This is a genomic window from Bacillus paranthracis, assembly GCF_024296885.1.
GTDB classification, from domain to species: domain Bacteria; phylum Bacillota; class Bacilli; order Bacillales; family Bacillaceae_G; genus Bacillus_A; species Bacillus_A paranthracis.
Genome location: NZ_CP101135.1, coordinates 1,713,989 through 1,739,284, shown reverse-complemented (window position 1 = coordinate 1,739,284; position 25,296 = coordinate 1,713,989). Strand labels below are relative to the sequence as shown.

Annotated in this window: 27 protein-coding genes and 2 pseudogenes; 11 read left to right on the top strand and 18 right to left on the bottom strand. The window is 34.0% G+C overall.

The window, feature by feature from the left end; translation table 11 throughout:
• Window positions 1–16 precede the first annotated feature (16 nt).
• Window positions 17–1,264 carry a DUF445 domain-containing protein gene (locus NLJ82_RS08930; protein ID WP_000058328.1) on the bottom strand — a complete coding sequence of 416 codons (1,248 nt, stop codon included), beginning with the start codon at window positions 1,262–1,264 and terminating at the stop codon, window positions 17–19.
• Between the two features lie 153 nt (window positions 1,265–1,417).
• Window positions 1,418–2,749, bottom strand: a complete 1,332-nt coding sequence (gene dsdA / locus NLJ82_RS08925; RefSeq protein WP_088296514.1) for a D-serine ammonia-lyase — start codon at window positions 2,747–2,749, stop codon at window positions 1,418–1,420.
• A 149-nt stretch (window positions 2,750–2,898) separates the two neighbouring features.
• Between dsdA and NLJ82_RS08920 the strand changes: the two genes are divergently transcribed.
• Complete coding sequence (locus NLJ82_RS08920; RefSeq protein ID WP_000427640.1) at window positions 2,899–3,444, top strand: helix-turn-helix domain-containing protein; 546 nt, start codon at window positions 2,899–2,901, stop codon at window positions 3,442–3,444.
• A 50-nt stretch (window positions 3,445–3,494) separates the two neighbouring features.
• On the opposite strand, the gene NLJ82_RS08915 is transcribed toward NLJ82_RS08920, so the two are convergent.
• The 5 genes from NLJ82_RS08915 to NLJ82_RS08895 all read right to left on the bottom strand — a co-directional run bounded on the left by NLJ82_RS08915 (window position 3,495) and on the right by NLJ82_RS08895 (window position 6,535).
• Entirely contained in the window at window positions 3,495–4,175 is a 681-nt protein-coding gene (locus NLJ82_RS08915) for a prolipoprotein diacylglyceryl transferase family protein (protein WP_000454841.1), read from the bottom strand.
• Window positions 4,176–4,193: 18 nt separating this feature from the next.
• Complete coding sequence (locus NLJ82_RS08910) at window positions 4,194–4,748, bottom strand: TlpA family protein disulfide reductase (protein ID WP_000733158.1); 555 nt, start codon at window positions 4,746–4,748, stop codon at window positions 4,194–4,196.
• A 55-nt stretch (window positions 4,749–4,803) separates the two neighbouring features.
• Window positions 4,804–5,616 carry a M56 family metallopeptidase gene (locus tag NLJ82_RS08905; protein WP_000871965.1) on the bottom strand — a complete coding sequence of 271 codons (813 nt, stop codon included), beginning with the start codon at window positions 5,614–5,616 and terminating at the stop codon, window positions 4,804–4,806.
• A gap of 4 nt (window positions 5,617–5,620) precedes the next feature.
• On the bottom strand, window positions 5,621–6,034 hold the full coding sequence (locus NLJ82_RS08900) for a BlaI/MecI/CopY family transcriptional regulator (protein WP_000495061.1): 414 nt from the start codon (window positions 6,032–6,034) through the stop codon (window positions 5,621–5,623).
• Window positions 6,035–6,136: 102 nt separating this feature from the next.
• Window positions 6,137–6,535, bottom strand: coding sequence for a DUF3942 family protein (locus NLJ82_RS08895; protein ID WP_002081424.1), 399 nt, complete (start codon window positions 6,533–6,535; stop codon window positions 6,137–6,139).
• 393 nt (window positions 6,536–6,928) lie between these two features.
• Here NLJ82_RS08895 and NLJ82_RS08890 point away from each other — a divergent pair, with 393 nt between their 5' ends.
• A complete protein-coding gene (locus NLJ82_RS08890) occupies window positions 6,929–7,627 on the top strand; it encodes a peptidase E (RefSeq protein WP_000762144.1) in 699 nt (232 codons plus the stop codon).
• A gap of 56 nt (window positions 7,628–7,683) precedes the next feature.
• On the opposite strand, the gene NLJ82_RS08885 is transcribed toward NLJ82_RS08890, so the two are convergent.
• Together NLJ82_RS08885 and NLJ82_RS08880 are read right to left on the bottom strand one after the other, a co-directional pair.
• On the bottom strand, window positions 7,684–9,093 hold the full coding sequence (locus tag NLJ82_RS08885; protein WP_000804168.1) for an MATE family efflux transporter: 1,410 nt from the start codon (window positions 9,091–9,093) through the stop codon (window positions 7,684–7,686).
• Between the two features lie 98 nt (window positions 9,094–9,191).
• Complete coding sequence (locus NLJ82_RS08880; protein WP_001280290.1) at window positions 9,192–9,956, bottom strand: DUF2087 domain-containing protein; 765 nt, start codon at window positions 9,954–9,956, stop codon at window positions 9,192–9,194.
• A gap of 221 nt (window positions 9,957–10,177) precedes the next feature.
• Between NLJ82_RS08880 and NLJ82_RS08875 the strand changes: the two genes are divergently transcribed.
• Window positions 10,178–10,351 (top strand): hypothetical protein, encoded by a 174-nt coding sequence (locus NLJ82_RS08875; RefSeq protein ID WP_000153821.1) that lies wholly within the window; start codon window positions 10,178–10,180, stop codon window positions 10,349–10,351.
• Here NLJ82_RS08875 and NLJ82_RS08870 read toward each other — a convergent pair.
• Window positions 10,316–10,432 (bottom strand): annotated as a pseudogene (locus NLJ82_RS08870) (permease). The gene NLJ82_RS08875 and the pseudogene NLJ82_RS08870 sit on opposite strands and share 36 nt — an antisense overlap.
• A 208-nt stretch (window positions 10,433–10,640) precedes the next feature.
• Here NLJ82_RS08870 and NLJ82_RS08865 point away from each other — a divergent pair.
• Window positions 10,641–11,063: a PH domain-containing protein gene (locus NLJ82_RS08865; RefSeq protein WP_000669080.1), complete on the top strand. Its 423-nt coding sequence runs from the start codon at window positions 10,641–10,643 to the stop codon at window positions 11,061–11,063.
• 64 nt (window positions 11,064–11,127) lie between these two features.
• On the opposite strand, the gene fumC is transcribed toward NLJ82_RS08865, so the two are convergent.
• Window positions 11,128–12,516 carry a class II fumarate hydratase gene (gene fumC, locus NLJ82_RS08860; protein ID WP_000456631.1) on the bottom strand — a complete coding sequence of 463 codons (1,389 nt, stop codon included), beginning with the start codon at window positions 12,514–12,516 and terminating at the stop codon, window positions 11,128–11,130.
• Window positions 12,517–12,706: 190 nt separating this feature from the next.
• Between fumC and NLJ82_RS08855 the strand changes: the two are divergent.
• A pseudogene (locus tag NLJ82_RS08855) lies at window positions 12,707–12,784 on the top strand (SDR family NAD(P)-dependent oxidoreductase); the annotation flags it as partial.
• Window positions 12,785–12,884: 100 nt separating this feature from the next.
• Here the strand turns inward: NLJ82_RS08855 and nhaC are convergent.
• A complete protein-coding gene (gene nhaC, locus NLJ82_RS08850) occupies window positions 12,885–14,288 on the bottom strand; it encodes a Na+/H+ antiporter NhaC (RefSeq protein ID WP_000843974.1) in 1,404 nt (467 codons plus the stop codon).
• Window positions 14,289–14,620: 332 nt separating this feature from the next.
• A complete protein-coding gene (locus NLJ82_RS08845; protein ID WP_001104683.1) occupies window positions 14,621–15,280 on the bottom strand; it encodes a class I SAM-dependent methyltransferase in 660 nt (219 codons plus the stop codon).
• Window positions 15,281–15,533: 253 nt separating this feature from the next.
• Between NLJ82_RS08845 and NLJ82_RS08840 the strand changes: the two genes are divergently transcribed.
• The gene (locus NLJ82_RS08840; RefSeq protein ID WP_033670227.1) at window positions 15,534–16,499 is read left to right on the top strand and encodes a DMT family transporter; all 966 of its coding nucleotides are present in this window, start codon (window positions 15,534–15,536) and stop codon (window positions 16,497–16,499) included.
• A gap of 16 nt (window positions 16,500–16,515) precedes the next feature.
• A complete protein-coding gene (locus tag NLJ82_RS08835; RefSeq protein WP_001992741.1) occupies window positions 16,516–17,187 on the top strand; it encodes a GntR family transcriptional regulator in 672 nt (223 codons plus the stop codon).
• 56 nt (window positions 17,188–17,243) lie between these two features.
• Here NLJ82_RS08835 and fbpA read toward each other — a convergent pair whose 3' ends face one another.
• Window positions 17,244–17,414 (bottom strand): Fur-regulated basic protein FbpA, encoded by a 171-nt coding sequence (gene fbpA / locus NLJ82_RS08830; protein ID WP_000098301.1) that lies wholly within the window; start codon window positions 17,412–17,414, stop codon window positions 17,244–17,246.
• Window positions 17,415–17,607: 193 nt separating this feature from the next.
• Window positions 17,608–18,507 carry a cation diffusion facilitator family transporter gene (locus NLJ82_RS08825; protein WP_000510047.1) on the bottom strand — a complete coding sequence of 300 codons (900 nt, stop codon included), beginning with the start codon at window positions 18,505–18,507 and terminating at the stop codon, window positions 17,608–17,610.
• A 189-nt stretch (window positions 18,508–18,696) separates the two neighbouring features.
• Here NLJ82_RS08825 and NLJ82_RS08820 point away from each other — a divergent pair, with 189 nt between their 5' ends.
• Complete coding sequence (locus NLJ82_RS08820) at window positions 18,697–19,770, top strand: WD40/YVTN/BNR-like repeat-containing protein (RefSeq protein ID WP_000825335.1); 1,074 nt, start codon at window positions 18,697–18,699, stop codon at window positions 19,768–19,770.
• A 40-nt stretch (window positions 19,771–19,810) separates the two neighbouring features.
• Here the strand turns inward: NLJ82_RS08820 and NLJ82_RS08815 are convergent, their stop codons facing one another.
• Together NLJ82_RS08815 and NLJ82_RS08810 are read right to left on the bottom strand one after the other, a co-directional pair.
• Window positions 19,811–20,917 (bottom strand): DUF4179 domain-containing protein, encoded by a 1,107-nt coding sequence (locus NLJ82_RS08815; protein ID WP_000653153.1) that lies wholly within the window; start codon window positions 20,915–20,917, stop codon window positions 19,811–19,813.
• The gene (locus NLJ82_RS08810) at window positions 20,914–21,480 is read right to left on the bottom strand and encodes a sigma-70 family RNA polymerase sigma factor (protein WP_000840039.1); all 567 of its coding nucleotides are present in this window, start codon (window positions 21,478–21,480) and stop codon (window positions 20,914–20,916) included. The genes NLJ82_RS08815 and NLJ82_RS08810 overlap by 4 nt, the downstream gene beginning before the upstream one ends.
• Window positions 21,481–21,744: 264 nt before the next feature.
• Between NLJ82_RS08810 and asnB the strand changes: the two genes are divergently transcribed.
• Window positions 21,745–23,568 (top strand): asparagine synthase (glutamine-hydrolyzing), encoded by a 1,824-nt coding sequence (asnB, locus tag NLJ82_RS08805; RefSeq protein WP_000334035.1) that lies wholly within the window; start codon window positions 21,745–21,747, stop codon window positions 23,566–23,568.
• 41 nt (window positions 23,569–23,609) lie between these two features.
• On the opposite strand, the gene NLJ82_RS08800 is transcribed toward asnB, so the two are convergent.
• Window positions 23,610–24,437 carry a PP2C family serine/threonine-protein phosphatase gene (locus NLJ82_RS08800; RefSeq protein WP_041185171.1) on the bottom strand — a complete coding sequence of 276 codons (828 nt, stop codon included), beginning with the start codon at window positions 24,435–24,437 and terminating at the stop codon, window positions 23,610–23,612.
• 124 nt (window positions 24,438–24,561) lie between these two features.
• On the opposite strand from NLJ82_RS08800, the gene NLJ82_RS08795 reads away from it, so the two are divergent.
• Both NLJ82_RS08795 and NLJ82_RS08790 read left to right on the top strand, forming a co-directional pair.
• Window positions 24,562–24,972, top strand: a complete 411-nt coding sequence (locus NLJ82_RS08795) for a MarR family winged helix-turn-helix transcriptional regulator (protein ID WP_000651917.1) — start codon at window positions 24,562–24,564, stop codon at window positions 24,970–24,972.
• Window positions 24,956–25,285, top strand: coding sequence for a DUF3147 family protein (locus NLJ82_RS08790; RefSeq protein WP_000545631.1), 330 nt, complete (start codon window positions 24,956–24,958; stop codon window positions 25,283–25,285). The genes NLJ82_RS08795 and NLJ82_RS08790 overlap by 17 nt, the downstream gene beginning before the upstream one ends.
• The last annotated feature ends 11 nt before the right edge of the window (window positions 25,286–25,296 follow it).

The following is a 25,296-nucleotide window of genomic DNA, read 5'->3' as shown; positions in this document are numbered from 1 at the left end:
TTGCGGAAGGTTTTTCTCATATAATCGCTTTAATTCCCTCTAACACTAAGCCAATCATAAATCCGCAAACAGCTCCGTTTACTCGGATCCACTGTAAATCTTTACCGACGTTATTTTCAATCATTTCAATTAACGTTTTATCATCTAACTTATCAAGGTTTTCTTGCACAAGCTTTCCGATTTTCGAATGGTTATTCTCAACAAGCTTCACAACTTGTTTTTGTAACCAATCTTCTATTTTTTGAACAGTCACTTCGTCATCTTTTATTTTATTCATTTGTTTTTGTAAAAATGGAATAACATACTTATCCGCAAATTCTTCATTGTTTACAAAGGCAACTGCTTTTTGCTGCACTTGTTCCAGCATCTCTTTAATTTTGTCAGTACCATCCCAATTGGCAATCCACTTTTCTTTCCATTTTTCTAATTCCTGTAGCAACGCTTCATTTTCTTTTACATTTATAATTTCTTGACGAATTTTCGCTAATATAAGTTGTCTCGTGCTATTATCAGCATCTTGTAAGCTGCTAATATTACTAATAATAAACTTCTGCAAAATACCGCCAATTTTATCTTCATCTACAATATTCATAAATGATTTCAAAGTAAACTGCAAGAATCCATCTACTTTTATATTTTCCATCGCCTTCATACCTAAGCTTCCGAGTTGGTAACGCGCTTCATCTTGCGCTGTCCAGTCTTTCACTTTTACTAATATGTAATCAAGTGTCTTTTCATCATATTCTTGCACAACTAATTGATCAACAAGCACTTGTAAAATGTTACTTGTATTCATTGTATGCAAATATGTTTTTAATTCTTTTTCAATAATAACCGCTAATTTTTCCGTATCTATTGAAACAATCGCTTTCTCCGCAATCGTTACAATCCCTTTTTTCACAGCATCAGACTGCATTTCTCTCTCTGCAATTTGCAGCACCATTTGTGCTAGTTGCATTTCTTTTACTTTATTCGTAATACTTTCTTTCGTTAGCCACTCATTTTCTAACGTATTGATGAGCCCTTTCGTTACTCTCTTTCGGTTTTTCGGTAACAAAGCTGTATGCGGAATTGGAATTCCCATCGGGTGACGGAATAATGCTGTAACTGCGAACCAATCCGCAAGTCCACCAACTAACCCAGCTTCAAATCCACCTTGAATAATCTCACCAGCTACCGTCCCTTGAAAAGGAATAGAAGCCGCAAAACCTACTCCCATAACCCCAAGCGAAATACCCGCTATATATTTAGTCTGTAATGACATCGTATACACATCCTCTTATTATGTAAAATAAAGCTTTTTGTTGTATTTATACAATATTAATTATCCTTTATATATACTATAAAGAACTATTGTGAAAATAACAAAGATTTTTATGTACATGAAAAAATGAGGCTACAACTAGCCTCATTTTTCTTATATTGTTAATCTCTCACCCGTTTTATAATACCCATTTATCACATCTTCTGGAACCATACTACCACCAGTTCCCCATACAATATGAGTACCTTTTTTCATCTCCTTCATTAACTGTTGCTCTTGTAAATACGCATCTTCTTTACATACTTTTACTGGTCCTATCATACCAGCTAATGCAGAAGGCTCTAAATAAATATTCTCTGTATCAGCTAGTTCTTTTAACAATCTATATAACTCTTCATCGCTTACTGTGTAATTCCCACTCAAAAATGGTTCCATCGTTTTACCGACAAATCCAGACGGCCTTCCTACCGCAAGTCCGTCTGCGTCTGTTACATTATCAATTCCGATATCTTGAACGGCGATTTTATCATGAAGTCCTGTCATTAACCCGAGTAACATACATGGTGAATGTGTTGGCTCTGCAAAGAAACAGTGTACGTTGTCTTTATATAATAACTTTAAACCAAATGCGACTCCGCCAGGTCCGCCCCCTACTCCGCATGGTAGATAAACGAATAAAGGATGTTCTTCGTCCACTACAATCTCTAACTCTTCTAATTGTTTTTGTAAACGCGATGCTGCTACTGCGTATCCTAAAAATAAATCATGTGAGTTTTCATCATCTACAAAATAACAACTAGGATCTGTATCTGCTTGCTGACGCCCCTCTTTTACTGCTTTACTATAATCAGCTTCATATTCAATAACATTTACACCTTTACTTCTTAATAAATCTTTTTTCCATTGTTTCGCGTCTGCTGACATATGAACCGTTACGTTAAAACCTAGTTTCGCACTCATAATCCCAATGCTTAGCCCTAAATTACCTGTAGAACCTACAGCAATTGAGTATTTTGCAAAAAACTCTCTACATGTATCACTATCTAAAATGGAATAATCAGCTTCTTCTGTTAACATACCATGCTGCAAAGCTAATTGTTCAGCATGTTTCAACACTTCATAAATGCCGCCTCTAGCTTTAATTGATCCTGATATTGGGAGATGGCTATCACATTTTAATAATAATTCTCCTAAAATAGGTTGCTTGTAATGTTTCTCTAAAGCTTGTTTCATAGAAGGGATTTTCAATAAAGGTGATTCAATGATGCCTTTCGTCTCTTTCGTTTCAGGAAAAACTTTCGCAATGTATGATGCAAAACGCTTTAACCTCTCCTCCGCATCTTTTACATTCTCTTCACTGAGTGGCGAATCTTTTATTGCCGTTTCATACTTTTCCATGTTCGGATTCACCCAAAACACTTCTTCTGTTGCGATTAATTTATTTAAGAGTGGATATCCCTCTTTTAATTTCTCTATTCCCTTCATTCTCTTCCTCCTCATCACCTTGTAGCTTACGATTTAATAAATTATAATTAAATTAATTTTAATATAGTTTAACATAAATTTTTCACTTTAGTTAATTTTAATTTAATTTATTTAAATATAATTTAATAATTAGTAAGGAGATTTTCATTATGGAAAATATAGATATTGGTAAAAAAATTGAAAAACAAAGAAAAGAAAAAGGTTTAACGAGTAAAGAACTTGCAAAGATGGCTGATATTACACCATCTATGTTAAGTCAAATTGAGCGTGGATCTGCCAACCCTTCTATCCAAACATTAAAAGTACTCGCTAAAGCTCTTGATGTTCCAACATTTAGCTTTTTACTTGAAGATACCAATACAGACGATTTAATTGTACGTTCTCATAAACGCAAAAAAATGATTATCGATAATTTATCATATGAAATGCTATCACCTGATTTCACAGGAAATTTAGCAACAGCAATTATGACCGTCCCGCCGAATACAGCTTCATCAGAAAATGTGCTAGAGCATAAAGGTGAAGAATTAGCATTTGTATTAGAAGGGAAAATCACATTACATTTAAATGAAGAAGAATACATATTAGAAACGGGTGATAGCGTAAAAATACCCGCTTATTTAAAACATAAATGGGTAAATCAATTCGAGAAAAATGCCATTGTTTTATTTTCTGTTACTCCGCCGATTTTTTAATAGATGTAATAAAAATAGCCACGTGCGGATTCCTCCGTACATGGCTATTTTTATCTTTTCGGCACGAACAAAATCCCTAAACTCATAACACAAAAACTTAGTATTTGCTGCATCGATAAACCAAATAAAACCGAATTCTGTTCACTAACAAGCGAAATAATAATATGAGCAAACCCCTCAACTATTAGAAAAACACTTATATTCTTTCCATTTCCCAGTCTTTCATTTTTCATCCATAACAAGCCCAGTATACAAAGACCAAGGATGATCTCATATACGAAAATGGGATGATATATAAATTTAGATTCATATATTTTCACACCCCAAGGCAGTGTCGTTTGTACACCTATTTTGTGGTGGAATAGAAAATAAAAAATAATACTCATACAAAACCCAATGGGCAATGCATCAAGTAAAATACGAAGCGAAAATTGCTCCTTTTTACTTTTCCAAACAATGTATACACTCGCAATTATACATCCTACTATAATATGTTTCATACTTCCTATAGCTAATAATGCTTGCAGTGGTGATCTAATAGCCCATACTGGATTTATAATTGCCGGTGCAAATTTCCATACAAATACGATGATAAGAAAAGCATTTGTTACTGCATCCATCATTTTTTCATATGGTACACTTTCGTTCTTCATCTTTCGTTTCATCAATATAAATCCAAATAGACTTCCAATTATAAGAGCTACAGATTGTATCCTCACGATCCACTCCATTAATACAAAATCCCCTCTTTAACTCTCAATTAATTTCTTAAATTTCTCTTCTAATTGATCTGGAGGTAATACGCCTCGTACTTGCTCTACAATAATTCCATCTTTATTAACAAAAAATGTCGTTGGTAAAGAAAATACTTTATAGTCTAATCCAGCTACTCCGTCCATATCTAGTAAAACAGGAAACTGAAATCCATGACGATCTGCAAAAGCGCTCGCTTCTTGCACTGGATCTCCTATTGTTGCATTTACCGCAAAGATTTCAACATCCTTTTTATATTTATCATACATATGAACTAAGTCAGGTGCCTCCATTTCACATGGACCACACCATGATGCCCAAAAATTAATAAGATATGGTTTACCTTTTGCATCATTTAACGAATACAGCTTCCCGTCTAATCCTTTTAATGTTATGTCTGGTGCTTTAAATCCTACTTGTGGTAATACTTCTGTTTTCTGTAATTCCGCTTGTTTCGCTTTTCTTTCTTTTTCTTCTTTCTTTGCATTATAAAAATTCACTCCGGCCCAAATTAGTGCTCCGGCTAGTATAATAGCAATTAGTTTCTTCACTTTTCTTCCTCCCAAAACACTACATAAAGTAGTGTTAATTCTTAAAAAAAAGAGGCTATATGCACTCTCCTACAATCAGTACAACCGACATACAGAATAAACCTACTGTTACATATACCGAATTCGTATGTAACGGAATAGTAAGCTTAACAACTTTTTCATGTAACACTTGCTCAATTCGTAAATTTATTGCTGTTTTTGCAAATGAAGCTGTAACACATCGATTTTCCATTGTCTTTATTTTAATTAATTTTAATAATGCGCTTCCTAACTCGAATTTAGATTTCATTTTCCGCATTGCATACTTATCTGCAGCTAACTCCTGATACACATGATAGCGCTGCAATAGCCCTTTTAATATCGGGATGTATATCATTCCTTCTGCTAATAACGTAAAACAAAATAATTTTAGCGGATCTCGATTGTTTTGATGATATTCTTCATGAAAAATAATCGCATCCATTTCTTCATCTGAAAATGTTTGAAGCATCCCTTCTGACACGACAACTTTCGGACGAAATAATCCAATTGTAAATGCCACAACTTCCGCAGTCGGCAATATATATATTTGTTTTCCTTTTCGAACAAAGGCGATAAGTACTTTTTGTAATCTTTTAGTATCGAAAAATTGTCGCCACATTCTTTTGCACACGATAAACACAGTAAGTAGTAGAAATCCAGCAATTATAATACGAATGAGCGATAATTCTTTCATATGTTTTTCTAACTGAAACAAGCAAAAATTCGAAAGAAAGAACGCCTTATTTTGAAAAAGAAATGGATATGTAACGTAATACAATAACATGCTAACAAAAAGGGTACTAACAATTACTGTTAACAATACGATTTTACGCATTTGCCATTTCATTTCATTAATCCTCTTTTTTTAACTGACTCAATTTATCTTCTAACTTTTTTATTAAAGTCGGATCAGCCTGCTCTAACTCATCTAGCATATGATTTACAACCAAATCTCCAAATTCCCCCATCAATTCCTGTGTCATTTTCTTCGTTTGATTGGATAAGAATTCTTCTTTTGTTTGTACAGCAAGATATATGCCACTTCTTTTCACAGTCTGTTTTTCTAAATGTAATTTCTCTACTAACCTGTTCATAACTGTCATCACAGTATTAAAATTCACAGGTGATTCTTCGCTTAATTTCTGCTGTACTTCTTTAATCGTAATACCCTCGCTAGACCAAACAATCTCCATAATTTTCGCTTCAAGCGGTCCAAAGAAATGATTTAACCCTTGCTCATTTAGCTTATAGTTTTGAGTAAACATAATGCGGCTCCTTTCACACTACGAATTGTAGTACAAATTACATGAAAGGTCAAACGTAAATGATATATACGAAAATGAACTACCTATCATAGGCAATTCCATTCATTTTAAACCTAATTTTTCACCAAACGTATCAAAGAGATACTGCTCTAATATTTGTACATTAAACTTCTCATTACGTCCAAGTGCAAACAATTCCCGATCTTTCGCTACGATAGTATCTAACGGGATAACGACATTATCCACTATTTTTGTAATTTCAATGATGTTACTTTTTACATTTACCTCTGTTTTAAATTCAATGTTTTCTAATACGATATGCGAGCGTCTTCCTGATGCAAAAAAAGTAAAGTTAGGATTTTTATAAATACCAATTTCACTCTCTAGCGGATATAAATACTGAAAAATAATATCTCTATGTCCATCTTTTATTATTTTTTCATCCTTCTCATCATCCAAGTATTCTTTCACCTTCGTTGTAAATTCAAATCGAAAATCCACTTTTTTCACGCTCCCTCTTTGTATTTTTATATTAAATAAATATATTGAAATAATTTTACCATATTGTAATATAACTTCCTATTAAAAGTAAAAACTCATTTGTAAAATCTCTATTATTTCCAATTCTTTTTTAAAGGATAAGCACTCATTCAATATGAATTCATGCTTCGTTATATCTATTTAAACATATTGTTTCCATATTTTGAAACAATAGTAAGAAGTATTATATATTAATAAATTGTTTTTAATTCATTTCCCAATATAACCAGCCTTTGCTTTACTATCCCGATATATTTAAACTATATTTTCTACTTAATCATTACATCACAGAAGGAATGTAACTCTCTTCTATCGAATTTTTATATAACGAAAATGATTAGGTGGTGCTTTACTATGAAATTAGCTGTCATTGGTGGCGGTGATTTACAAGATTCAAATCACTCGCCTATTAATGAGCGACTTATAGAATTAACAAATAAACAGTATCCGAAAGTATTATTCATTCCTACAGCTAGTCATGATGATGAAAGCTATATAAAATTATTTTTAGACACATTTGAAAAACAATTACACTGTGACGTACAAATTTTACGTATTATAGCCGATACACCTTCTAAATATGAAATAAACGAAATGATTCAGTCTGCTGATTTAATTTATCTCGGTGGCGGGAACTATATTCAAATGATTACAGAATGGAAAGAACATAAGCTCGATGAAAAATTACTATCGGCTCTGCAGCAAGGAACGCTCATTGCAGGGTGTAGCGCTGGTGCTATGTGCTGGTTCACATCTAGCATCCGCTCAGATTATGAAGGCTCCGGTTATATAGAGAGCAACGGCTGGGGAATTGTGAACAAAAGGTTTTGTCCACATTATAATCAATTAAATAGAATGAACGCCTTCCATTCCTTTTTACAAAATCATCAAGGGAATATAGAAGGCATTGCACTAGAGGATAATTGTGCCTTATATATTACAGAAGAATCTTTTGAAATTATCGGTGAACCAGAAAAAGCGTGGGAGTTTTACATGAGTGATAATAAACTCATTAGACAACATTTTGATATTACTTTAAAAAGCTATTTGTAAATCTGCACTTATAAAAAATGTCCCTAAGTATAATAACTTAGGGACATTTTTAGTGTTTAACTCACTAATCGTGTAATTCGTTTCTTCTGCCATGAAAGCTTATAATATGCATATTGTAGTATTAAGCTAACAATAAATGCTGCTGGGTATCCAATCCATATGCCTTCTATGCCAAGGCTTGTATGGTAAGAAAGGTAATACGCTACAGGTACTTCAACAAGCCAAATTGATACGACGCCAATAACAGTTGGCCATAATACTGTACCGCTTGCTCGCATTGTCGCACTAATAATTTGCGCATGCCCGAAAATTAAATAACTCCATAATGTAATCATAACTAGGCTATGAGCAATTTCAATTGTAGTTTGACTCGTTAAAAATAGTGATAGAATGTCTCTTGAGAACAAGTAAATGAGAGATATTAGCACACCACCGATGACGTAGTTCATAATAATTCCGGCCTTCACAACTTTCTGCAATCGATCAAATTGATTCGCACCAATTGATTGGGCAGCAAAAATGGAGACTGTAATACCAAGACTAACTGCTGGCATTTGCACATAACTTGCAACTTGGTTCACAACGCCATAAGCTGCTGTTGCATCCGAACCGTAACGATTTACAAACGCGATTACCGCAATTTCTGATAATGAAACTAATATCATATTAATACTCGCTGGAATACCAAGTCGTAGTAAAAGCTTTAATAACCCCCAATCCATTCGAAGATATTTCCTTACCGTACTATCTAATTGTAGTGGGTGATTTTTTTTCTTTAAATACACTAACATGACAATAAACGTAATAACTGTAGATATAACAGAAGCATAGGCTGCTCCATACACATCTAATTTTGGAGCACCTAACCATCCAAAAATAAGGATTGGTAATAAGATCATATTTAGCGCTGTACTTACAATTAAAAAGTAAAATGGCGTTTTAGAATCTCCTGTACCTCTCATAAACGTTGTGTATGCGAAATATAAAAATAAGATTGGCATCGATATAAATAAAATACGTGCATAATGTACACTTATTTCAATAATATTTTCTGGCGTCCCCATAAGGCGCATAATATCCATTGCAAAAATACTACCTACTATCGCTAACACAACTCCAATAATAAAGGTAAATGTTAGCGTCGTACCAACAATCGCTTTTAAACGATCTTCGTTTTTTGCCCCAAACGCCTGACCTATTAAAATAGAACTACCTGAACCAATACCAATTACAAATGAAACGAGTAAGAAAAATAGAGGAAAGAATGCCGATATGGCCGCTAAATCATTCACTCCAAGCCATCTTCCTACTACTACCATACCGAATAATTGTCCAACTGATTGTAGTACATTACTTAATAGTAACGGTACTAAAAACATGGACATCGATTTCCAAATCGGTTTACTCTCACTTTCTAACTTATGTGACTCCGCACCTTCTTTATTGTTATTTGTAGGTGGTTTCAAATTTCATTTCTCCTTTTATTAAAAATCTGTTTTTCAACTTCTATCTCTTTGTATAGTTGTTATAACGATGTGCTTCTATTCATTTTCTTGTCCCTATATTATAACTTCACCCAATATTGGCTTCCATCAGCTGTTCTATCTAAAAACCCGTATTCGATTAAATATCTTCTCAAAGTTACAAAATCCGGATATACGCTTTCTATAATAGCATTTACTTCTTTTTCAGTGTACTTTTTATTACTATCAAACTTCGTCACTAAATGACGTAATATAATTAATTTACGCTTTTGCTTTTTTGGAAATTTAGAAAGCGGTCCATCTAATCCCTCTGTAAAATGCGTTTTTAACACTTCATCATTTTCTTCTTCTGTAATATTGTAACGATCATCTACCATCGTTGCTGTTCTATGAATGGGTACAAATTTCGTTTGTACTTTTGATTTTTCTTCTGACAGTTCCATTAACGCTAAAAACACTTTCGCTTGCTTCATTTTCTCTCGAAGTGTAAACCGATGATTGCGGATGGTTGAAGTACTTCCGCCATCCATCTCTTTCACAATCTCTTTATCATTCAGCCCCATATGGAAAAACTGAACCATCTTCTTTTGCAAATCCGTTAAACCCGTATACTTCTTATCAAGGTTTAATAAATAGTCAAACATAGATGTATGTTCGTTTTGCACATGCAATTGTACAAACTTCTCTGCTTCATACAAAACTTGATTATCTTGATAAATAACACCCTTAATAAACGTTTCTCCACAAGCTAAACAAATATACTCTTCCGTTTCCTCATCAAACACATACCCTTTTTTCAATTCCTCTACCGACGCATCCCAAAACTTCTCTGAAATATCGCTCATACTAAACACTCCTTTAAAATGTCCGTTTTAAAATAAACAAATTTCAATAACGTTTATTATCACTTCATCATCTTAACATAAACGAAATAAACATTTCAATGTTTCGTTTACCTATTTTTCAAACCTTTATAAAAAATGTCTATAAAATATTCTTTAAAAAGGACATGAAGCAATAAAAAGCGAATGTATTTAATAAATTACGATAGGATGTGAAACAAAACATGACTATTCTGCACGACCCTTGGTTTACTGTTAAACAAATTGCCCAAAATACATATGCAATTAGTGAATATGGACATTGGGAGAAAGTACATTCAATTTTAACTACAAAAAAGGTGTTTCCGTATACGAAAACACCTTTATCTTTTAAAGATTCTATTTACAGTCTCAACTAAAACCTTACTTGCTTGTACAAATGTATGCTTTCGGTTTCTATCTTAAACAAATGTATTAGCACAACTCCCCATAATCATCATACAACTAATTATGACTAACACTATCTTCCTATTCTTGTAAGTCACTTCATGCCACTCCACTATTACAAAACTTCTTTTGAATGTATCCCATCAAGAAATTTTACATGAATAATAAAACGTGTGAATATGCAATTATGCATATTCACACGTTTTATTACGATGTTATGATTTAATTTAGTTAAAGTACACGTATACCGAGGTGACTAACTTGAAATTTAAAGCGAAAAAAAATCCATTTCACGTCATTTTTATTACATTATTTATCATGATTTTTTTCATTTCACTATTTTTCCAAAATGAAAATTCTATTTTTTTCACCCTCATGATGCTGCTAAATATCGTGAATCTTTCTTCATTCTATTTCTCTCACTACAACGTAACGGAATCATCTCTTTTCGTAAAACATGGTTTCATACTACGTACTGAAATTCCCTTTGAAGATATTCGCCACATTAAATACTCTGGTAAAAAACTTCATTCAAAGAAATGGACTAGACAGCAATTAGAAATCCATTATAATTTATTCGACTCTGTGACAACTTTCGTACCACAAGAAGAAGAAAAATTCATTGCACTTTTAAAAGAAAACTGCCCACATATGAAAATATTGAATATGTCTGCTAACAAATAATATATTTTGGCATTTACAGTAATAAAAAAACCAAGATTCTAAACAAAGAATCTTGGCGTTTTTATTACTCTTTCGGAGCAATCATTTTTTTCGGATCGACAATTTCATCAAATTGTGCTTCTGTTAGTAATCCAGATTGCAATGCTGCTTCTTTTAAAGTTAACCCTTCTTTATGAGCATGCTTCGCAATTTTCGCTGCATTTTCATATCCGATATGCGGATTTAATGCTGTAACAAGCATTAATGAACGATTCACATTCTCTTTAATGACTTCTTCATCTGCTTCAATACCAACTGCACAATTATCATTAAATGAAACAATTGCATCTGCTAATAAGTGAGCAGATTGTAAGAAGTTATATGCAATAACAGGTTTAAATACATTTAACTCAAAATTGCCTTGGCTCGCTGCAAATCCGATTGTTGCGTCATTTCCCATCACTTGTGCTACAACCATCGTTAACGCTTCACTTTGCGTTGGATTTACTTTACCTGGCATAATAGAGCTTCCTGGCTCATTTGCTGGAATAATAATTTCTCCTAGCCCACTACGTGGACCACTTGCCAGCCAGCGCACATCGTTAGCGATTTTCATTAAATCCGCTGCTAATGCTTTTAATGCTCCATGCGTATATACAACTTCATCATGACTCGTTAATGCATGGAATTTATTTGGTGCAGAAATAAATTGCTTACCTGTAAATTGGCTAATTTCCTCAGATACCATCTCACCAAATTTAGGATGGGCGTTTATACCTGTTCCAACTGCAGTACCACCAATCGCAAGCTCTTTCATATATGTATTGCTCTCTGCAATCATACGCTCTGTTTTTTCAAGCATACGGTGCCATCCACTAATTTCTTGTCCTAATGTTAACGGTGTCGCATCTTGTAAATGTGTACGACCAATTTTTATAATATGTTCAAATGCTTTTACTTTTTCTGCTAACGTTTCTTTTAATTTCGTAATTGCTGGTAACACGTGATTTTCTACTGCGAGTACACATGCTACATGAAGCGCAGTTGGGAAAGTATCATTTGAACTTTGAGACATGTTCACATCATCATTCGGATGAATATGTACGTCAAATCCTTTCTCTTTCAAAATTTGATTCCCTCGGTTTGCAATTACTTCATTCACATTCATGTTTGACTGAGTACCACTACCTGTTTGCCATACGACAAGTGGAAAATGTTCATTCCATTTCCCTACTATCACTTCGTCAGCTGCTGTCACAATTGCTTCTGCTTTTTCTTCTGATAGCTTTCCTAATTTTTTATTAGTAAGTGCTGCACTCTTCTTTAAAATGGCAAATGCTTTTACAATTTCAAGCGGCATTTGCTCTGTTCCAATCGGGAAGTTTTCTTTACTACGTTGTGTTTGTGCTGCCCATAATTTATCAGCTGGAACTTTAATTTCTCCTAATGTATCTCTTTCAATTCTGTACTCCATGTTTTCATCCCCTTGAAAATATAATACCTACATTTCTTATAATAACAGACTTCCCTTTAAATGATAAGAATTCTCACTCATATAAATAGATATTTTATATTTATTTTAAAAACTCCTCTTGACCTAAACTTAAGTTTAGGTTGTATTCTTTCCTTTGTAACCTACTATAACAATACTGGAGGAATTCAATATGAAAAAATATGCTTTCATAACAGGTGCAAATAAAGGAATTGGATATGAACTTGTTCGTCAATTAGCAAAAAAAGATACAACAAAAAATTGCTAAATATGAGGATGAGATAACCTCTTCAACTCCTATTACAAAATAAAAAATCACCTTCTACAACACGTAGAAGGTGATTTTTTATTTATGATGCTTCTTTTCCTTTTTCAGCATCATCTACATACCAAATGAACTTGCCTGTATATCCGTAAATAACTGCTAAAATTAACGATACGAAGCTTAACCACATAAATGGAATGTATGATATCGTCGCAACACCTAAAATACCAGCCATAAAAATACCGTTATCCGACCATGGAACCATACCTGAAGTTAATGTTCCACCTACTTCTGAGTTACGCGCTAATACGCGGCGGTCGATTTTTAGTTTATCATAACTTTCTTGCATAATTTTCGGTGTTAAAATAAGTGATACGTACATCGCACATCCAAATATGTTCGCTAAAAATGCAACGATTAATGTAGATAATGTTACATTACCAGCAGAATTTAATTTCTTTTCGAATTTTGATACGATTACTTTTAAAACACCTAATTTTTCAAGTAATCCACCAAACCCTAAACCGAAAATAATTACGGCTACTGAACCGAGCATACCGTTAATTCCGCCACGGTTTAATAACTTATCGACAAACTCAACGCCTGATTGAATTGAGAATCCGTTATACGCTGTTCCAATTGCGTCTCCAAAGTGCATTCCTTGGAAAACAGTTGCCCAAATTGCGCCAAGTAAAGCTCCCATTGCAATTGTAGGCATAGAAGGCTTCTTCATTGCTAATAGGACAATGACAATAATCGCCGGAACTAACATCCATATTTTAATATCAAAGTGTTTTAATAATGATTCCTTTAAAAATTCTACTCGATTTAAATCTACGTTATCTCCGCCATACATCCAACCAGCTACAGTAAACATAATGCTAGTAATAATATACGCTGGAACGTCTAATACAAGCATAGCTCGTACGTGTGCAATAACATCTACTTTTGCCATAGATGCTGCAAGTACTGTACTATCAGAAAGTGGCGATAATTTATCCCCGAAATAAGCACCTGAAAGAACTGCACCAGCAACAAGTGGTAATGGTAACCCAAGACCTTCACCAATCGCCATCATTGCAATACCTGCTGTTCCAACTGTTCCCCATGATGTTCCTGTCGCGATAGAAGTTATCGAACAAATAATTAATGTTGCTAATAGGAATATGCTAGGGTGAATAAATTCTAATCCATAATAAATTAATGTTGGTACTATCCCACCAGCAATCCATGTTCCAATTAAAGCACCTACTGCAACTAAAATGAGTATTGCTTCTAATCCGTTAGAAATCCCTTTCGTAATTGCATCTTGCAATTCTTGATAACGAAATCCTAATCTTAATCCAAGCGCAATTACTAAAAACCATGAAATAAATAGCGCTAATTGAATTGGGAGATCAAAAATCGTTTGGAAGGAAAAGACAACAGCAAGAAATAATAATAAAAGAACTATGATTTCTAGCATCGATGGTAATCTTACACTTTTCATTTTTTTCTCTCCTTACAAGTCGATAACATGACGTGTGTCGTCTTACATGTATATAATATACAATTAGCGAAGACAAAACAAAATTTTCATATTATTTCGATTTATTTTTCCAGTATAATATATTGGACACCTTTTCTATTGTAAAAGTAGATGCTACTTTTCGCAATGGAAAATATAAAAAATGTTACATTTTTTATATTTAACAATCAAAGAGTAACTTTTTTAATATTTGACAACATAAAACTTTTTACTATTATCCTCACCATTTAAAGGAATATCATTATTCCCCACACAAAAAAGCACGCATCATTCAAATGATGCATGCTCCACTTTTATTTATACATATTTTGTATTTCTTCTTTATTTTTAAGTATTTCCACAAACTTATCGCTACAACCTTTCGGAAATAATACGCCGAGTCCATATGAATGCTGGAACTGAAAATGAGGTTGCTTTGCTGTGACTTCATCCCAAAACTTATACACGCCGAAGTTTCGATCTTTCACCTCAATATCATGAAATAACACAATACCGTTATTCGCAAGTTTCGGTAACCATGTTTTATAATCATGAGAAACTGCTTCATACGTATGATAGCCATCAATATGCAACAAGTTTATCGTTCCATCTTGAAATTGATCAACAGCCTCATCAAAAGTAGATCGAATTAAATTACCTATATTGGGATAGCTCATTTTCACCACTTTATCTACGATTTGGAAAACACCTTCTCCATATGGACCTGTATGCCCGTCTCCAGTCCAAGTATCTACAGCAAAACATTTTGTAGATAATCCCCCATCCTTTACCCCTTGACAAAAACTGAAAAAAGAAGCGCCTAGATGTGTACCTAGCTCAACTAATATTTCTGGTTTTTCAAATCTTACTAAATCGTATGCGAACTCCAAATGCCCAAGCCACGCAGTATTCGCACGAATAAATGGACTAAAATTATCAAATTCAAATGTTGGTTTATGAGTAACCCAGTTCATCGCGTATCTCCTTCTACACATATTTTTAACAAACCAAATTACTCTTATCTTTATTTTTTTATCCTGTTGATTATGATTTAATTTTATAATTTTATCTCTCTTTATTTAACCTACTCACTTGTATCGTAAACGTAACTGAAAATACTATAATTCCTACTTCACAGTACAGAAATTTCAGTTTATTTTTCATTCATTTCGTGATATATTGCATATTGTATACAATATATTTTCTGGAAGGAGGACTCTCTACATGATGGATCCAAATCGTCTAAAAGGAATCATTATGGTTGTCATCGGTGCTTGTTTATGGGGCTTGTCCGGAACAGCTGCACAACAACTTTTTCAATATGACAATATTTCTACTGAATGGTTAGTTACAATTCGATTGCTTATATCGGGCGTTATCTTGCTCATTATTTCATCATTCGGAACGAGAAAAAAAGAAATATTCAGCATATGGAAACAAAGATCTGATGCTACTAAAATGATATTGTTTGGCCTATTCGGTATGCTTGCTGTACAATACACGTACTTCGCTTCTATTAAAGAAGGAAATGCTGCCGTTGCAACATTATTGCAATATTTAGCTCCTATATTTATTACTGTATACTTACTTTTCAAATGGAACGTTCGTCCATCAAAAATTGATTTTATTTCAATTACCCTTTCATTAGTAGGTACTTTCCTCTTACTAACAAACGGGTCTGTGCATAACTTAGCTGTTTCTACACCAGCTATTATTTGGGGGATTTTATCTGGATTATCTCTCGCTTTTTATAGTTTATATTCAAAGGGATTACTAGAAAGATGGTCTTCCTCTGTTATCGTTGGATGGGGCATGATTATTGGGGGTATTGGTGTAACGATTGTACACTTTATTTCTACGAAAGAATTTATTTTATTATCAACTGTGAAATATGTAAAATTAAGTACTCTACCGCTCATCACATTTGTCGTCATTTTTGGGACACTTATTGCCTTTTATTTATACTTAGACAGCATACGATACTTAACCCCGAAAGAAACGACATTATTCGGTTGTACAGAACCACTCGCAGCTATTATTTCTTCTGTACTTATATTACATGTACCATTTCAATCTTTTCAGTTATTAGGGGCCCTTTGTGTCATTGTAATGGTGCTTATCTTAAGCCAAAAACCGGATGAAGGGAAACCCGAATTAAAGCTTGTTCATGAGAAAAAGGAAAATATACAATGAAAGGATTGAATTCACTATGCCTATCCCTCAAAATAATAAAAAACTAGGAAGAGTTTCAGCAAAATCACTCGTTTTAAATCAACTACAAGATTGGATTATTGAAGGTGTACTGAAGCCCAATGAAAAAATTAATGATGGGGAACTGGCTGAAGCACTAGGAGTAAGCAGAACACCTGTGAGAGAAGCGCTTCAAATATTAGAGCTTTCTGGATTAGTGGAAATGGTACCTGGACAAAAAACAAAAATTGCTCCTATTCAGTTAGACGACATTCCGATCATTTATGAAACGATGGCTGGTCTTCACTCTATTATAGGAAAACAAGCACTTCAAAACATTACAGACGCTGATCTGAAGCTACTTTCTAAAATAAATGATGACTTTCAGTACTCTATAGAGAAAGAAAACACAAAACAAGCTTTACAACTAGATATACAATTTCACAATACCATTTCTTCTATTGCTAAAAATCAATATATTGAACCCTTTCTAGAAAATATGCAACTTCACGTCTTACGCCTTGAATATTTGTTTTTCCAAAACTTTGTTCCAGCAAGTCAATCTATTGAAGAACATCACTCTATCATTCAAGCATTACAGAAGCAGGATGAAAAACAAATGGAACAAATGATGACTCAAAACTGGCTCCGTCCAATGAAAGAAATACAAAAAATAATTTCTACGAAATAAAAAGAGAGCTGGCTACACAAAATCGTAACCAGCTCTCTTTTTACTAATATATATAGCTATGCCTGAATATCTGCATAATCTTCCATATCTTCGTACTCTTTTTCCAATTCCTCTAAAGACAGCTCGTATAATTGTCGGTCACGAATTTTAAACACACCTGCTCCAATTAACTCATCAATTAAATGCCTCTTACGATTTTCAACAGCAAAACGGAGTTGACTACTCATCTTTTAAAAAACTCCTTTCTACGATCATTGAAAATGATAATCTTTATCAATTACCACTTTTGATTATAAAAGATGACTCTTTATAAGTAAAGTAATTTCATGAAATATTTACCTTACAAAGTATTTGTGGCCACATTATATATATGTATGCCGTGCGAAAAATGTTATGACACTTTTTCTTATCCTTTTTCTTTCATACTTTGCAAGTTGTCTCACTATGATTAAATTCACCATCTATTTCTACTTGAATGGTGACATGTTCTACATGAAACTCCTCTTTTAATACTTCCGTAGCCTCTTTTAATACACTTTGTGTTTCATTTCCTTTAATAATCAAGTGGCAAGTTAATACTTGAAAATCCGATGTGACAGACCATATGTGCAAATCATGAACTTCTTTTACAACCGGAATATTTAACAATGTACTTTTTACCTCTTCAACATTTATGTTCTGCGGTGCACCTTCCATTAATATATGGACCGTATCACGTGTTACACGCCATCCACTAATAATGACTAAAATAGACACAAGAATACTAGCAATCGCATCTGCAGCAGTCCATCCGAAAAATTTAATAAGTAACGCAGCAATAATCGCTCCAACTGATCCTAATAGATCGCCTAATACGTGTAAGAAAGCACTTCTTAAATTTAAATTACCCTTCACATCTCCGCCTCTCATTAATATCCCAGCTGATAAAATATTAATAAGCAGACCAAGTACAGCAATAATAAGCATTCCATTACTAGCAATCTCAACTGGCTCTTTAAAACGGCGAATTGCTTCAATAAAAATGTATATTGAAATGACAATAAGGACGACACCGTTACATAATGCCGCTAACATTTCGACTCGCTTATATCCATATGTTTTCGCAGTTGTTGCTGTTTTTTCTCCGAGTTTAAACGCAAGTAAACTTAAAGCTAAAGATACTGCATCACTTAGCATATGCCCCGCGTCAGATAGTAGTGCTAAGCTATTTGTTACAAATCCCCCAATAACTTCAGCAATCATAAAACTGGTTGTTAGTAAGAATGCAAGTAGTAATGCCTTTTTATTTTTGGAATGACCATGATCATGTGAATGTCCCATACTTATACTCCTTTAAGTGCTATATCTGTATGTTAGTATGAAACAAACTCCCTGTCTTTATCCCGCTTCCTCTGTATTCACACTTCGATACTTTTCAAACAAGTCCTTTTTCTCAACAAAAAATAAGACTACTTCTTTTTCAGCTTCATATTGTTTACTAATGAAAGAATTTTTAAGGAGGTTACGAAAATGAAACGTTTATTTCTCTGTATGGAACGTGAACTTGTTGTAGTGAAAGAACGATATGGTAACTATGAAGCGGCGTATCACTTACAAAATATGCAACCTACCTGTATCGCTGTTGATCCATTTCAAAAAAATCGTGTATATTGCGGCACTTTTGGACGAGGTCTCTGGTTAAGTGACGATAGCGGAGATTCATGGAGACCAATTGGAGATTCTTATCGTTACTTTGATTTTCCAAAAGAAGATGGTATTTTACATTCTTCGATCACTTCCATTACGATAAGCACGAATGAACAAGTTAACGGATATGGCGTCGTTTATGTCGGCACAGAACCGAGCGCTTTATTCCGTTCAGAAAATGGTGGGGAAACGTGGACGGAACTAAAAAATATGAAATCATTATTATCTTCTTATACGTGGGCTTTCCCTCCTAGACCTTTTACTCATCACGTACGCTGGATTACGGTTGATCCAAACAATCCAAATACAATCCACGTTTCAATCGAAGCTGGTGCCGTTATTCAAAGTAACGATAAAGGGCATACATGGATTGATAAAAAATTCGGTGCTCCTATCGATGCTCATCAATTACTTATGCACCCTGAAGCCCCAAATCGCCTTTATGCATCATGTGGTGACGGATTTATGGGCGGACCTGATCGCGCATATCTTGAAAGTTATAACAGTGGAAACAGCTGGATTTCATGTAGTGATGGACTTGAACATCATTATTTATATAGCATGGCTATCGATCCAGCTGATTGTAATACAATTCTCGTTTCTGCCGCACCGAGTGCAGATCTCGCTCATCACCGTATTCCTTATGAATCTTATATTTATCGTAAAACGAAAGATACTCCGTTCCAGCAAGTACAACAAGGACTACCATCTGCAATCGGTACAGTCATTTCGATGTTTGCGACAAACGAAGCAGAACCACATACATTTTACACTTTAAATAACAACGGCTTGTTTCAATCCAATGATAGCGGTGAATCGTGGGAACAACTAAACATTCCGTGGAAAGATGAGTATAAAACACAACACCCGCATGCATTACTCGTTACTACTCCTTAACGAAAAAAAGACTGCCTAATGGTTTTAGGCAGTCTCTCTTCTATTTCTTTAAATCAATTACGATATCATCTAGAACAATATCTTTGCTCTTCGCTTCTTTTTTCGGTACTTCAATCTTCTTCTCTTTCCCATTCACATACTCCACTCCACCATGATTTTCAGGTGTATGAACTCGCAAGTGCACGTGAGGTGTAACGATAAGCTTTGTTGCATTTTCATTTAACTTTTGGAATGTCGAACTCCAACTACTTTTGTGCGGTTCTGCTACTGTACTAGTTCCGCCATTTCCTTCACCAGCATATTTATTTCCTAAATCATCTTTTATTTCTAATTCCACATCAGCGCTATCCCATATACTTCTTAATACTTTAGATTCTTCCTGATTGAAAAAAACGATAAATGACATCGGAGTTACTTCCATTTTGTCTATATTTACTTTTATTAATTCATTTTCAGAAACCCTATTAACCTTTACTTCTTTACTATCCATTGCTTTTAAACTAAGTGCGAAATTCCAGTTTCCCTTTATTACATTACCTTCATAATCCAACTCAATTGCCTCTATATCCCACCAAACATTTGCAACATCTAATCTTTCACTACCATGACCACTCATCGTAGTCATACCTACATATTTCCCCTCTCCAACTTTTGTAACGTTTGAACTACCTCCTCCGCCATCAAAGCCCATAACTTGCGGACTTCCAAATGGGAACGGTTTCTCTCCTAAATCTTTTTCGCTCTCAATAGAATATGTGATTGTAATAGTTCTACCATCGAACACAGCATCATTAATGGTAACCTTAACCCCATTACTCTCCCTCGTCATATTCAATTCAGTCGAAAACTCTTTATAATTTTCATATAACCCTGTTCTACCATTATCTAAAAATCGGAATATGTCACCTACTATTGGTAATCCTCCAGCGTATGTCGGAAATCCGATGCCAAGCATGGCAACCGATACGCCGACTAAAATAGATGCAGCAGCAACGCCTTTTTTCCAACTTTTCATCTTTTTCTTCGTACGCATCGATTGTTTTACATTGCGCTTTACTTTTTCTTTTTCAATTTCAGAAGCCTCAATTTCCTCAAGTTCTTTCTCATCTATATCAATATCATTTAATAGTTCATAAATGTCTTTCATATGACACTACCTCCAAAACTAATTTTCGTAGCATTTTGTTGTAGTTTCTTTTTTCCACGATACACACGATTATCTATCGCTGCCCGAGTTAACCCTAACTTGTCTCCTATTTCTTCTGTCTTCATACCAAGAAGATATTTCATAATGAACACCTTTTGATCTAACGGTTCTAATTGATTAATAAGCTTCAATAACTCTTCCCTATCTTCCATAACGATTAATTCATCTTCTGCTGACTTTTCCGTACTAATATGAAACTCATCCGAAATAATCTCTACTTTTTTAGTTGCCTTCCGGTAATAATCAATCGCCTTAAATTTCGCAATTGCCGCAATCCATTTTTTAAAATCATTTGGTTCTCCATGAAATTTATTTGCGTTATTCCATATGGAAAGAAATATATCGTTTACACATTCCTCTATGAGTCCATCATTTTGAACTGGAAGAAGAACTTTGTGGGTTATTCCTTTTATGAGCGGTAAGTATGTATCGACAACAAATTCTAGCGCATCTTCTTTTTGTCGCTTTAATCTTTTTATATAATTTTTCTCATTTGATTTCATGTAGCGATTCCCCTTATTTTTTTGTAAAAGCTTTTACACCCTATATAACGTCTAAAAAAATATTTTCTCTCATCTTTTAATTATTTTTTGTATGTAATGGAATACTTTCCCTTAGCCATTGTCTCACATAACTATGCATCCAAAGAAAATTTTCTCAAGTCTGTAATTTGATTCATGTAGTACACTATTTATATAGTCATTCTTTAACTTAGTGTACATTTTATTTCGTTAACCTACTATTTAAAATTAGGAGATGAGATGTGTATGTGTGGAATTACAGGTTGGGTAAATTGGAATAAAGATCTTTCCAATGAACATGTTATTTTAAAAAAGATGGCAAATCGTATTCAGCATCGCGGTCCGGATGCTGAAGGATTTTGGTTTTCACCTCGCGCGGCTTTTGCACACCGCCGTTTAATTGTAATTGATCCAGAAGGTGGGACACAGCCGAAGACATTTCGTGCTGGTGATTATACGTATGCTCTTACTTATAATGGAGAAATTTATAATTTCCGTGAGCTGAGAGAACAACTTAGGAAATGTGGTCATACATTTGAAACGCATTCAGATACAGAAGTGTTACTACATGCTTATTTAGAATGGAAAGAAGACTGCGTACAACATTTAAACGGCATTTTCGCTTTCGCCTTATGGGATGATCAGAAGCAACAACTGTTTTTAGCACGTGATCATTTAGGCGTAAAACCACTCTTTTATACAGAAAGAAATGACAGTATTATTTTCGGATCTGAAATTAAAGCATTATTAGCTCATCCATCTGTCCCTGCTGAAATTGATACGGATGGCATAAATGAAATATTTGGATTAGGGTTATTTCGAACTCCAGGATGTGGCGTCTTTAAACATATTCAAGAAGTGCGTGCTGGACATTCTATAACGTTTACACGTGATAAAAAAGTAGTTACGAAGTATTGGAATTTAGAAAGTAAGGTCCATACAGATTCTATAGAAGATACATCATCACATATTTTATCTATTTTACAAGATACAGTAAAAAGACAATTAATTGCCGATGTCCCTCTCGTCTGCATGTTATCAGGAGGATTAGATTCTAGCGGTATTACTGCACTAGCAGGAAAAGAATTTGCTGCTGAAAATAAAACACTTCATACGTATTCCGTTGACTTTGTAAATAGCGCAAAAGATTTCGAGCTGACATTTGCTCGCACTGGTTTAGACGCTCCTTGGGTAAAACGCGTTTCTGAACATGTAGGGACATCTCATCATGATATTATTGTGAATGCTGAAGAATTAGCTAATCACTTATTCGTTCCCCTCCGTGCAAAAGATTTACCGAGTGCTGGCGAAATGGAAACTTCACTATATTTACTATTTTGCGAAATGAAAAAAGATGCGACCGTAGCTTTATCGGGAGAATCTGCTGATGAAGTATTCGGTGGATATCCTTGGTTTCATCAAGAAGAATTACTATATGTAGATAAATTTCCTTGGCTAACAAATTGGAAAAATACATCTCCTCTTCTACTACATGAAATAAGTAACCAATGTAATCTAGAAAACTATATTGATACACGATTCCAAGAAGCGATACTTGAAGTACCTACTCTTGAAGGTGAAAGTAAAAAATCCGCGAAACAACGTCAAATGTTTTATTTATTTTTAACGAGATTTCTTCCGTTCTTACTTGACCGTAAAGACCGTATGAGTATGGCTGTAGGATTTGAAGTTCGTGTACCGTTTTGCGATTATAGATTAGTTGAATATTTATGGAACGTTCCTTTCAACATAAAAAGCATTGATAATATTGAAAAAGGCATTTTACGTAGAGCACTGAAACCTGCTTTACCTGACGATGTACGTAATAGAAGAAAAAGTGCTTATCCAACTTCACAAGACCCACATTATTTACAAACAATCCGGAATTTAACACTTGAAATGTGTAGTAATAAAAACAACCCTATTTTCTCACTTATTAATCATTCCACATTACTTGCTATTGCCGATCAGAGTAATAAAGAAATTAACAATTTCGAAGCAAGAAGTGCTATGGAATACATGCTACAAGTAAATGAATGGTTAAAAACGTATCACATCCATATTGCTTAAAAAAAGAGTTCAAGGATAAAAAACCTTGAACTCCTTTTATATTAATTAGCACATCGTTTATTTTCAGTGTCAATGGACCATCCAATAATTGTGGCACAATCTCTACCTTTCCACTGCAGTACATTTGTTAATACTGGCTCAATCTGTAAGCAACTTCCGTCGTGTAATATTTCTATTAAAGATTGGTCATCATCAAACCTTCGTTTATCACACTCTAAAATACCGTCCGTTGCCATTACAATGTGATTCATTCCTTTTTCTAGTCCTCTTACACCTGACGTAAAGCAAGGTGTATTTGCTGCAAAAATATTTTTCCTACCGATATATTCATAATTCTTCCGTTTATTTAATCGTCCTTTTCCATTCTTCGTTTTCTCAGAATGGAATAAATATGCGAAACAATCACCAACTGATAACCAATATAAAAATTCACCTTTTCGTAAACAAATTAAGCATGCAAGTTCCTCATCATCTTGATCACATTTTTCAATAAACAACTCATCTGTAAATAACGCTAACAAGTACATATGTGTATGATGAAAAGCTAAATGTATCGGGTAGGAAAATAACTCTTTTAGTTTCTCTTTTCTTTCGGAAATTGCTTCTATTATATAATCTATATTTTTTGTTTTGTGGTGTGTATCAAAAATCATAACAAATTCAAATTGTAATTCAGGATCCCACCAAGCAAGCACCGCATCTCCTCGTTCATATGCATCGCTCTCTTGATTTCCCCCATATACGCCGACTGAAAGAGGACCACATTTTTCAACATGTATTTCATCTACATACATCTGTTCATGACTCATCCATTTGAATGTATTCACAGCTATCATCCTCTCTCTTGCTAAATGTATACCTTTACACATAGATTACCTTATATTTCAATAAAAATAAACTTTTTCAACATTTTTTATCCAAATAAAAGGATTTTATTTCTATACTAACGAATATATCTTAATATACGATATAAAAACAGGAGGATTTATTATTATGAAAGACATCAATCAGCATTGGGAGAACATTTATTATCACTTACGATATGAATATGAAGACAATCTTTCTCACCAAGCTATTCGTATTTTACAAATCGTTTCTCGTGAGAAAGAAATAACAATTGGAAAAGTCGCTACTGAGCTTACTCTCTCTCATAACACAGCATCTGAACACGTAAAGCGCCTTATTCAAAAAGGATTTATCATGAAAGAAAGAAACAAACAAGATGAAAGAGTTGTGAACCTTACTTTAACGAAAGAAGGCATTGAAGTATTAGAAAAGCATACTTTACTAGATAAAGAAAAGATAAAAATATTAGAATCGCAGTTATCGAAAGAAGAACAACAATTCATTGAAAAAGCTTTTTCATTATTAGCGAAGGAGGCAAAGTATGCATTTCCTCGTTAAAGTAATCGTTTCGGCACTTATTATCGGTGTTATTACTGAAGTAGCTAAACATTATAGTACGATTGGCGGGTTTATCGCTGCCCTTCCTCTCGTTAGTTTACTGAGCCTGTTTTGGATTTCTTTCGAAGGCGGGAACAAACAAGAATTAAGTCAATTTGCTATAGGCGTATTATATGGATTCCCTGCATCCGCACTACTATTATTTATCGTTTATATCGGTTTAAAAAACTCATTTGCACTTAGTACATCTGTCCTATTCGGTATAGGTGTCTGGTGTATTGTTTTCGCTTGTCAAAAATTACTTCAATCTTAGTTAGGAGGGTT